The sequence below is a fragment of the Micromonospora sp. U21 genome, assembly GCF_018070045.1.
GTDB lineage: Bacteria > Actinomycetota > Actinomycetes > Mycobacteriales > Micromonosporaceae > Micromonospora.
Map to the genome: position 1 here is coordinate 76,688 of NZ_JAGPYK010000026.1, position 9,877 is coordinate 86,564.

General features: G+C 71.7%; 10 protein-coding genes. 5 read left to right on the forward strand and 5 right to left on the reverse strand.

The window, feature by feature from the left end; translation table 11 throughout:
• Nucleotides 1-7: 7 nt before the first annotated feature.
• Both KBX63_RS26745 and KBX63_RS26750 read right to left on the reverse strand, forming a co-directional pair.
• Nucleotides 8-838 (reverse strand): ABC transporter permease, encoded by an 831-nt coding sequence (locus KBX63_RS26745; protein WP_247663183.1) that lies wholly within the window; start codon nucleotides 836-838, stop codon nucleotides 8-10.
• Between the two features lie 57 nt (nucleotides 839-895).
• Nucleotides 896-2,095: an MFS transporter gene (locus KBX63_RS26750; RefSeq protein WP_374102269.1), complete on the reverse strand. Its 1,200-nt coding sequence runs from the start codon at nucleotides 2,093-2,095 to the stop codon at nucleotides 896-898.
• A 68-nt stretch (nucleotides 2,096-2,163) separates the two neighbouring features.
• Between KBX63_RS26750 and KBX63_RS26755 the strand changes: the two genes are divergently transcribed.
• Nucleotides 2,164-3,453: an ROK family transcriptional regulator gene (locus KBX63_RS26755; RefSeq protein ID WP_247663191.1), complete on the forward strand. Its 1,290-nt coding sequence runs from the start codon at nucleotides 2,164-2,166 to the stop codon at nucleotides 3,451-3,453.
• Here the strand turns inward: KBX63_RS26755 and rpsD are convergent.
• Nucleotides 3,441-4,049 carry a 30S ribosomal protein S4 gene (rpsD, locus tag KBX63_RS26760; RefSeq protein WP_210915980.1) on the reverse strand — a complete coding sequence of 203 codons (609 nt, stop codon included), beginning with the start codon at nucleotides 4,047-4,049 and terminating at the stop codon, nucleotides 3,441-3,443. The genes KBX63_RS26755 and rpsD overlap by 13 nt on opposite strands.
• A gap of 113 nt (nucleotides 4,050-4,162) precedes the next feature.
• Between rpsD and KBX63_RS26765 the strand changes: the two genes are divergently transcribed.
• Complete coding sequence (locus KBX63_RS26765; RefSeq protein ID WP_210916001.1) at nucleotides 4,163-4,837, forward strand: DUF2470 domain-containing protein; 675 nt, start codon at nucleotides 4,163-4,165, stop codon at nucleotides 4,835-4,837.
• A 92-nt stretch (nucleotides 4,838-4,929) separates the two neighbouring features.
• On the opposite strand, the gene KBX63_RS26770 is transcribed toward KBX63_RS26765, so the two are convergent.
• Nucleotides 4,930-5,535 carry a TIGR03086 family metal-binding protein gene (locus KBX63_RS26770; protein ID WP_210915981.1) on the reverse strand — a complete coding sequence of 202 codons (606 nt, stop codon included), beginning with the start codon at nucleotides 5,533-5,535 and terminating at the stop codon, nucleotides 4,930-4,932.
• Nucleotides 5,536-5,655: 120 nt separating this feature from the next.
• Here KBX63_RS26770 and KBX63_RS26775 point away from each other — a divergent pair, with 120 nt between their 5' ends.
• The 3 genes from KBX63_RS26775 to KBX63_RS26785 all read left to right on the forward strand — a co-directional run bounded on the left by KBX63_RS26775 (nucleotide 5,656) and on the right by KBX63_RS26785 (nucleotide 8,564).
• The gene (locus tag KBX63_RS26775; RefSeq protein ID WP_210915982.1) at nucleotides 5,656-6,036 is read left to right on the forward strand and encodes a YccF domain-containing protein; all 381 of its coding nucleotides are present in this window, start codon (nucleotides 5,656-5,658) and stop codon (nucleotides 6,034-6,036) included.
• Between the two features lie 114 nt (nucleotides 6,037-6,150).
• Nucleotides 6,151-6,948, forward strand: a complete 798-nt coding sequence (locus tag KBX63_RS26780) for an SAM-dependent methyltransferase (RefSeq protein ID WP_210915984.1) — start codon at nucleotides 6,151-6,153, stop codon at nucleotides 6,946-6,948.
• Nucleotides 6,949-7,145: 197 nt separating this feature from the next.
• Nucleotides 7,146-8,564 carry a WGR domain-containing protein gene (locus KBX63_RS26785; RefSeq protein WP_210915985.1) on the forward strand — a complete coding sequence of 473 codons (1,419 nt, stop codon included), beginning with the start codon at nucleotides 7,146-7,148 and terminating at the stop codon, nucleotides 8,562-8,564.
• Between the two features lie 103 nt (nucleotides 8,565-8,667).
• Here the strand turns inward: KBX63_RS26785 and KBX63_RS26790 are convergent, their stop codons facing one another.
• Nucleotides 8,668-9,516, reverse strand: a complete 849-nt coding sequence (locus tag KBX63_RS26790) for a peptidoglycan-binding domain-containing protein (protein WP_210915986.1) — start codon at nucleotides 9,514-9,516, stop codon at nucleotides 8,668-8,670.
• Between the last annotated feature and the right edge of the window lie 361 nt (nucleotides 9,517-9,877).

The window sequence follows — 9,877 nt, forward strand, 5'->3', positions numbered from 1 at the left end:
GTGGAGGTCAGGCCTCCTCCCGGCGGGCCGGTGGTCGTCGGGACAACCACGGCGCGAGGCGGGTCCAGGCCCGATCCGTTCGCCGCGGCGCCGGTCCGGCGCGCTGGAGCAGGCCACGGGCGACCAGCTCGACGGTGAGGACGACGGCGACGGCCTCGACGGCGAGGAGCCCGACGAGCACGACCAGCTGCGTCACACCGGCGGCGAGGGGGCTCGCCCCACCGAGCAGCACCCCGACGAACGCACCCGGCAAGGTCACCAGGCCCACCGTCCGGGTCTGGTCGAGAGCCGGGACCAACGCCTGTCCGGCCGCCGGACGGCACACCAGCAGCACGGCGTCCCGTGGCAGCAGGCCCAGCGCCAGGCCGGCCTCCACCTCACCGCGCCGGCTGGTCAGCTCGTCCAGCGCGCGGCGGCCGGCCAACGAGGTGGCGGTCATCGCCCCGCCGATCAGGATCCCCGCGACCGGAATGATCGCGATGCCACGCGGCGGCACCAGACCCGCCAGCAGCAGGCCCAGCACCACCAGCATGCTGCCCGTGACGATCGGCGCGCCGGCCCACCACCCCTGCCCGCCGCCGGTGATGCGCCGGCCGGAGGTGCCCGCCGCCACCACGCACATCAGGACGACGAACGCGGCCGTGGCCCAGAGCGACGACACGATGGCCGCGATGAGCAGCGACACGGCGCCCAACTGGATCGCGGCACGGACGGCGGCGACCATGACCTCTCGACCGTGACCCAGCTTTCCCACGGTCACGACGACCGCCGCCACGAGGGTCAGGACCACCAGCGCCACGGCGAGCTTCGGGCCGACCACCAGCATCGTCGAGGACATGAGATCAGTTTCCCGCCGCGTTGACCCGGACGCGTCCCCAGGTCCCCGCCCGGCGGGTCAGTGCGCGACGGCGACCGGGTCTGGTTCGCGTGAGCGACGGTCGGCGGCGAGGCTGACACCGGCCAGGACCAGCCCGAGGACCGCCAGGGCCAGGCCCACCCGGGCGGGTGCGAGATAACCGAGCCCGGCGGCGATGGCGACGCTGCCCAGCGCAGCGCCCAGACTGTTCGCGATGTTCATGGCCGACTGGTTGACCGCGGCACCCATCAGCTGGGCTCCAGGGGCGACGGTGATCAGGCGCGCCTGCAGGACCGGGCCCAGATAGAGGCTGGTCGCGCCGACCAGGAACGCACCCACGAACAGGCCGGTGCGGGTCGACGCGACGAGGCTGAACACGGCGATGCTCGCGATCATCGCGACGAAGCCGATGATCATGCTCCGGCGCAGGTCCCGGTCCGCGAGCCAGCCTCCCAGGGCGTTGCCGACGGTCATGCCGAGGCCCACCGCCACCAGCGCCCACGGCACAGCCGCGGCCGAGAGGCCGGCGACGTCGGTGGTGACCGGCGCGATGTAGGAGTCGACCGCGAAGAACCCGGCGAAGCCGACCGCCCCCGTCGCCGCGACCAGCCAGACCTGCGAGGTCCGCAGCGCCCTCAGTTCGGCGGCCGGCGAGCCGTCCGCCGCCGCGGCGACCTCCGGGACGACCGCCAGCACCGCCACCAGGGTGAGCAGGAAGACGCCGGCGATGACCAGGTAGGCGGTACGCCAGCCGGCCGCCTGCCCGAGCCGGGTGATCAGCGGTACGCCCACCACGTTGGCCGCGGTCAGGCCGCTGAGCACGGTGGCGAAGCCGCGCGCCTCCTTACCCGGACCCATCAGGGCCGCCGCGAGCAGGCCGGCCGCACCGAAGTACGCACCGTGCGGCAGCGCCGCGACGAACCGCGCCACCAGCACCAGGCCGAACGTCGGGGCGATCGCGGACGCGACCGTGCCGACGGCGAAGAGGACGAGCAGCCCGAGGACGAGCTTCTTGCGGGGTACGCGCGCGCTCAGGGCGGCGATCAGGGGCGCGCCGACGACCACGCCGAGCGCGTAGGCGGTGATCATCCAGCCGGCCCGGGCCACCGCGCCCGACGATGACTGGGCGTACTGCTCGGGAAGCAGGCCGCGCGCGATCTCGGGCAGCAGGCCCATCGCCACGAACTCGGTCAGGCCGACCGCGACGCCACCCAGGGCCAGGGCGACGACCGCGGCCACGCGTCGACCTCTGCTCAATCCGTGCACGGAGCGAATTTAGCAACAGCGTTGCGTAATAGGGTGGTGAGATGACTCGCACCACAGCCGACGTGACGTTCCTGCGCGGCTACAACCAGGCGCTCGTCATGGCGGTGGGACGTACCGCGCGGACGTTCGAACGGTCCACCGTCGTCAAGGCCACCGGCCTGACCCCGCAGGCTGTCTCCAAGGTCATCGCCCGCCTGGTCGCCGACGGCCTGATCCGCTCCGCCGGTGTCCGCCGCGCGTCCATCGGCAAGCCCGCGGTGGTCTACGAACTGGTCCCCGACAGCCGGTACGCCATCGGCGCCCACGTCGCCAGACGCACTCTGCGGCTGGTCCTGGTCGACCTGGCCGGCACCGTGCGGCACTCGGCGGTCAGCCCGCTACCCAGCGACTTCACCCCGGAACAGCTTCTGCACACCCTGAAGTCGGGTATCGACGCCATCACCAGCGGCAACGACCTCCGCGCTCGACTGACCGGCGTCGGGCTCGGCATGATCGGCCCGCTGGACCACGAGCACGGCCTGGTGCGCGACGCGCACGGTCTGCGGCACTGGCACGACGTACCGCTGCGCGAGCTCGCTGAGGCGCACCTGGGCCTGCCGGTGCATCTCGACAAGGACGTCGCGGCGGGGATCACGGCCGAGGCGTGGCGTCATGGCGGGACGTTCGGCGACGCCGCGCTCATCATGGTCGAGTCGGGCATCGGCGGCGGCTTCTGGCTGGGCGGCACCGCTCACCGGGGCGCACACACCAACGCCGGGGAGTTCGGCCACACCGTTGTCGATCTGGACGGGCCCCTCTGCGTCTGCGGACGCCACGGCTGCCTGGAGATCGTCCACAACCAGGCCGCCGACGCGGGAGACATCCCCCGCGCGGCCCGCGTCCTGGCGATCGGCGTCGTCAACCTGCTCCAGACACTCGACCTCGCCCACGTGGTGCTGGCGGGGGCGGATCTCCTGCGGCACGCGGACATCTACCTCGCCGCGGTCGAGCAGGCCGTCCAGGCGGACACGCGGCGCAGGGACTGGCTCAGCACGGACGTCGCCCTGTCGAGCCTCGGCGCGGACGCGATCGCCGCGGGCGCCGCCATGCAGGTCCTCGACGAGCACTACGGCATCCCGGATCTTGCCCCCCTCGGGGCTCAAATCGACCACTCCCCCGGCACGCGACTGCTGGCCCGCGCTGGCGTCGCCGTCGCACCTCCGGCCGACGAGACCGGAGCATCGCCGCTCGACGGCGACGCGGAAGAGCCGTCGTCCCGCGTACCGCAGCCCGCCGCGGCAGGGCCGCGCGGCGGCGGCCGCGGGCGACCGCCGCTCGGTCAGCGCGAGTAGTACTCGACGACGAGCTGTTCGTCGCAGACGACCGGAACCTCCGGCCGCAGCGGAACCCGGGTCAGGCGAGCGGTCAGACCGGTCAGACTGACCTCCAGGTACGGCGCGGGACGCTCCGGGGCATGCGCCCCGGCAGCCGCGACGACGAACGGAGCCTTGCCCCGGCTGCGCCCCGCCACGGCGATGACGTCACCGGGCTGCAGCCGCGCGGACGGTCGGTCCAGCCGACGACCGTTGACCGTGACGTGCTGGTGGGTGACGACCTGGCGGGCCTGGTAGATGGTCCGGGCGAAACCGGCCCGCAGGACCAGCGCGTCCAGCCGGCACTCGAGGTCGACGATCAGCTCCTCACCGGTCTTGCCCGGCCGCCGCACGGCCCGGTCGAACGCGCGCCGCAGCTGGCCCTCGTGCAGGTCGTACTGCGCCTTGAGTCGCTGCTTCTCCAACAACCGGACCTTGTAGTCGCTGGTGGTGCGGCGGGCCCGACCGTGCTGGCCGGGCGGGAACGGGCGGCGTTCGAAGTAGCGCACACATTTCGGGGTCAGTGCGATGCCCAGAGCACGGGAACGCTTGACCTTGGGGCGGGCCTGATTCATCCTTCACCTCTCAAGTAAGGCAAGCCTAACCTTATTAGGAGGTGATCGCGTTGAGCAACCCCTCGACCAGCACGACGGACTCCACCGACGACGCAGCGGTCCGGCTCCGATCGATGCTTGTCGCCGCCCACTCCCTCACCCTGCACATCCCGGGCCACGAGGCGCACGTCGCCGGGCGGCACACGGTGACGGGTGACGGACGGGTGCGAGTCGACCTACCGGCCGAGTGCCGCCTGGCGCAGCGCCTCGCGCACCAGCGGGAGACGGTGGCGATGATCGAGGTGACCGACCTGGCACCCACCCCGGTACGCAACCGGGTCCGGGGGCGCGGCACGCTCACCGGCTGGCTGGCTCCCACCGCAGGCGACACCCCCGGGTACGACAGCAGCGACGACGACCTCGTGGCGGTCCTCGATCTCGCCACCGCCGAGGTGACCACCGCCGAGGGCACCGCCTCCATCGATCCGGCCGCGTTCGCTCTCGCCCAGCCCGATCCGCTGGCCGCCGCCGAAGCCGACCTGTTGTGCCACCTCGACCACCACCACCCGCACACCGTCGAACGGCTGTGCCGACTGATACCCGCCCACCAGCTGCGGGGTGTTCGCCAGGTCCGGCCGCTGCGCCTGGACCGGCACGGTGTCGTGCTCCGACTGGAGCTGCACACCGGTGACCGGGACATCCGGCTGAGCTTCCGCTCGACGCTGCGCCATCCGGATCAACTCGGCGACCAGATCGACGCACTGCTCACGGAATCTCGGAGCTGCCGGGCCCGACGTGCCCGCGGGTGACAGTGCCAGCGGAGCCGGCAACCGTGCCGTCGCACCAGCAGGACCGGCGGATGCGGGCCGACATCGAGCGGCGGCCGATCGGCTGATCCCTGCTAGGAAGCCACCGGTGCCGTCCAGGCCGGGTCGCGGCCGGTGAGCCCGACGACCCGGTCGAGCAGCGCGGCATCGGCCGACACCACGATCGACGGCCCGAACAGGCCCGGGGTGCCCTCGCTGCTCGCCTGCTGCGACACCAGACCATGGACCCACTCGACGGTCCGCGGGTCGACGTCGTACGCCTGACCGGTCGCCCGGGCGAGATCCCAGCCGTGCACGAGCACCTCGTTCAGCGCGAACAGGCCCATGACCTCAGCCGGCAGCACGACCCCGCCGGCCGCGGCCTCACCCGTCCACGCGCTCGGTACGCGCCACGCGGCGGCCAGTTGGTCGAGCTGCGCGGGCAGAATCGTGCGCCACCCAGGGTCCAGACTGGCCATCGTGGACTCGCCGGGGCCGCCCGGCGCAGCGTCGGGAGCCTTCTCCGCGGCCATCCGGAACGCGATCGTGAGCCCGACGAGATGATCGAGCAGGTCGCCGACGACCCATCCCGCACACGGGGTGGGAGAGGTGAGCTGGTCATCGGTCACCCCGTGCACGAGCGACGTCAACGCGCGGGACGCCGGCTCGAAGTCCGGGGTGGCGGTGGTGATGTCGGGCATCGCGCTACTCCTTCGGGACGAATCGTCCGCACGCTAGTCGGTGGGTCCGACACGACCGCGCAATCCCTCCAGCTCACAAGGGCGCACTGTCCGGTGGCGAGCGTCGCTCATGCTGAAAGAGTGATTCGCTTCGTCTTGAACATGCTGTGGCTCATCTTCGGCGGTGGCATCGTGCTGGCGGTCGGTTACGGCATCGCCGCGCTGATCTGCTTCGTCCTGGTCATCACCATCCCGTTCGGGGTCGCGTCGCTGCGTCTGGCCGTCTACTCGTTGTGGCCGTTCGGCCGCACGCTGGTGCCCAAGCCGGGCGCGGGTGTCGCCTCCGGGCTGGCCAACGTCCTGTGGGTGGTGCTGGCGGGCTGGTGGCTCGCCCTGTCCCACATCGTCGCCGGCATCGCCCTCTGCGTCACGATCATCGGGATCCCGTTCGGTATCGCCAACTTCAAGCTCGTCCCGGCCGCGTTCTGGCCCCTCGGGCGCGAGGTCGTCGACGCCCCGTGAGGTCAGCTCAGCCCGGTCCGGCCGGGCATCGTCGACAGTGGACGCGCGGGTACCATGCTGGTCGTACCGCAGCGGTGGACTACCGTCCGACGAACCTTCCGATAGGAGCCTGGCATGGCCGGCCCGGATGCCGAACTCGCAGCGAAGCTTGAGCCCGACGTGCCGCACGCGGCGCGGATCTGGAACTACTGGATGGGCGGCAAGGACAACTTCCAGGCCGACCGGGCGGCCGGCGACGCCGTGGCCGAGGTCTACCCGGAGATCGTCGTCATGGCGCAGCAGTCCCGCCGGTTCCTGGTGCGGGCCGTGCGCCATCTGGCCGCCGAGGCGGGCATCCGGCAGTTCCTGGACATCGGCACCGGCCTGCCCACCATGCAGAACACCCACGCGGTCGCCCAGGGGATCGCGCCCGAGTCGCGGATCGTCTACGTCGACAACGACCCGATGGTTCTCGTGCACGCCCGGGCACTGCTGGCCAGCACGACCTCGGAGGGCGTCACCACCTACGTGCCCGCCGACTACCACGACCCGGAGAAGATTCTCGCCGAGGCCGCGCAGACGCTGGACTTCGACCAGCCCATCGCCGTGATGTACATGGGCGTGATGGGCTACGAGCCCGACCTGGCGGTGGTGCGCTCGATCGTCGGGCGGACGATGGACGCGACCGCGTCCGGCAGCCACCTGGTCCTGTGGGACGGCACCAACACCAGCCCGGCGGTGGTGTCCGGCGCCGAGCGGCTGGCGGAGAACGGCGGCGTTCCGTACATCCTGCGCAGCCCCGAGGATCTCGCCAGTTGCTTCGCGGGGCTGACGATGGTCGAGCCCGGCCTGGTGCCGATCCCCCTGTGGCGTCCGGACGACGCCGACGCCAAGGGGATCGACGCGTACGGCGCCGTGGCCCGCAAGCCCTGACCAGCGGGGCCCGAGAGCGCCGACGACCCGGCTGATCGGTTTCCAGAAACGCGGCCGGCCCGATCGGGCCGGCCGCGTTTCGGCGTTGCGCTGGCGGTGCCAGCGGCAGCCGATCTTGTCGGAGGGCGCGGTTAGCGTGTGCTCACTGTCGCCGCGCCGGCCACGTCGGGCCGGTCGCTGACCCCTCGGAGGCCCCCATGCCGCAGGAGACGACCTACCTCGAACTGTCCGAAGTGGACGGTGCGCACAAGTTCTACGAGGTCGCTGTCGATGACGCCACGCTGACCGTGCGATACGGCCGGATCGGCGACCAGGGGCAGGTCAAGGCAAGCGCCTACGCGGACAACGCCCGGGCGAGGGCGGCCGCGGCCAAGAAGATCGGGGAGAAGGTCCGCAAGGGGTACGCTCCGGCGGTTCCCGGCATCCGCCAGAAGCGCAGTGTCTCCCGGCGGCAGATCGTCAGCACCCGCTCCACGGCCCGCACCGCCCCGGTGCTCTGGCGCTACGACTCCGGTGCCCCCGCCTTCGGCATCTTCGTCGACGAGCAGCACTGCATGGTGGGCAACGAGCACGGCGTGATCACCACCCTCGGCCACGACGCCCAGGTGCGCAGTCAGGTTCGACTCCCCGACGGGGTGAAGTGCATCGTCGCCGACGACGCCTGGGTCTACGCGGGCTGCGACGACGGCAACGTCTACGACCTCTCCGGCAAGGTGCCCCGGGTGGCGTACGCGATCGCCCCCGAGATCGACATCTACTGGTTGGACATCCACGACGGCGTCCTGGGCGTCTCCGACGCCGACGGCGGGATCGCCGCCATCGACCACGAGGACGAGTTCCTCTGGCGCCGGCCCGGGCGGGGCCGCTCCGCCTGGATGGTGCGCTGCGACACCGACGCGCTCTACCACGGCCATTCCCAGGGGGTGACCGGCTACGACTGGCGTACCGGCCGGGAGCTCTGGCACACCAGGACCGGTTCGGTGCTCTTCGGATGGCAGGAGCGCGGCAGCGTGTTCGCCGGGACGGGCACCCGTGAGGTGGTGCGGCTGGCCAAGGACGGCCGGGTCGAACGCAGCTACCGATGCGACGCGCCGGTCTTCTCCTGCGCTACGGCCGAGGGCGGCCGGTTCGTGTTCGCCGGCGACAGCCAGTCCTCGATCTACTGCTTCGACGCGGCCGGCACCCGGCTGTGGAAGCTCGGCACCGGCTGTGGCTCGGCGTACTCCATGCAGTACCACGGCGATCGGCTCTACGTCGTCACCACCGGCGGCCATCTGGCCTGCATCGACGCCAGCGAGCCGGCGATCCGGGCGGCCCAGAGCGGGGACGTGCCGGACGTGCTGGACGTCAAGGCGCCCCGCCAGGCACCGCGGACCGTGGAGCCGACGGTGGTCGAGGTGACCAGCGACGCCGGAGCGGGCGTGGTGGTGCAGTGCCTGACCGATCGCGGACGGATGCGAGTCCAGGTGGTTTCCGACGGCTACCGGCGCGACTGGTCGGTGCAGTTCCCCAAGGGCATCCGCGAGCCGGGTGCCCGCTACCTGGTGACCGAGGTCCGCGAGTCGGGCCGCGGGGGGTTCTACCGGGCGTACGGCGACATCCGCCGGCTGCGCTGAGCGGCCGTCCGGACCGGGCGGTAGCCGCAGGGGGCCGGGCGCTCGTGCGTCGCCCGGCTCCCGCGGGTCTGGCGTTGATCAGGATTCGAACCCGTTCACCACCTCAGGTCGTTCGCTGGTACTCCTCCCAGGACAGCTTGGGCGTGACGACCGGTCCGTCGTCGGCGCCCCGGTTGGCGAGCCCGTTGAGACCCAGGTAGTAGTCCCCAGCCTGGTGCTGCGCGGCGGCCGACTGGTCGGTGTCCGCCAGCGCGATCGCGTGGATGTGGTACGGCCAGTCACCCTGCGACGGCGTGCGCAGCCACGCCGCGAAGCCCACCCGGCGCAACTGCCGGACCACGGTGGTGCGGTAGGTGGTGGACAGGCCGCTCACCGAGAGGTCCAACGCGCCGCCGCCGTCGTGCGTGCCGGCCGAACTCGAGTTGCCGGAGCTGTACGAGCCCTGCGTGATTGACAACTGCGTGCCGAGCAGCCGCTCCGCCTCCAGCAGCATGGCCCTGGTGCGCGTGTTCACGGTGACACCGCGCAGGGCCACCGTGCTGCCCGGCGAGAGCGGGAGGGTCACCGTGTACCGCTGGTCTCCGAGCAGGCGCAGCGAGGTCAGCCCGGGCAGGCCGGTGGCGTCCAGCCCCGAATACCCCAGTGACCGCTGGTACGCGGCGTACGCCGCGACGGTGCTGGTGCCGAAATGGCCGTCGACGTAGGTGGCGGACAGCAGGCCCCGGGCCTGCAACGCTCGCTCCACCTGGAGCACGCTGTCCTTGCTGCCCGCGGTGATCGCGCTGTCGGCGCGCCGCGGGTCGATCTGCGCGGCCTTGATCAGCGCCTCCATGTTGACCTGAGGCAGGGCGGCGGCGGGCGCAGCCTGGGCGGGCTGGGCGGCCTGCCCCGCCGCGACCAGCGACGCCGTCGCGGCGGCCGCGGTGACCAGCAGATGTCTCCGAGTGGGCACTGATCCTCCATGACGATGATCGGGTACAACACGGACGACGAAAAGTTTCTATACGTCGATGGATAGTGTCAGAAATCTTCTCAGACCGAAAGCCTCCGGACCGCGGTGCACGATCTACCCCGCCCCCGCCCCCGCCCCCGGCAGCAGCAACTAGTACGGCAGCCGCCGTTTGAGATGTTGCTGGTGGGGGCCGGTTAGACGAGGTGCGGCCACCGCGTGATCGTCTGTATGTTGTGGACAAACTTTCAGATCTGGCGGTGGCCGCGTGCCACAGCGTAAACCCTGCCCGGTGGGGGCAGGTCCTGGCCGGGGTGTGCGATGCGTTCGCGGGTCGGTTCGGTCGGGTCGAGCCGCGTCGGGC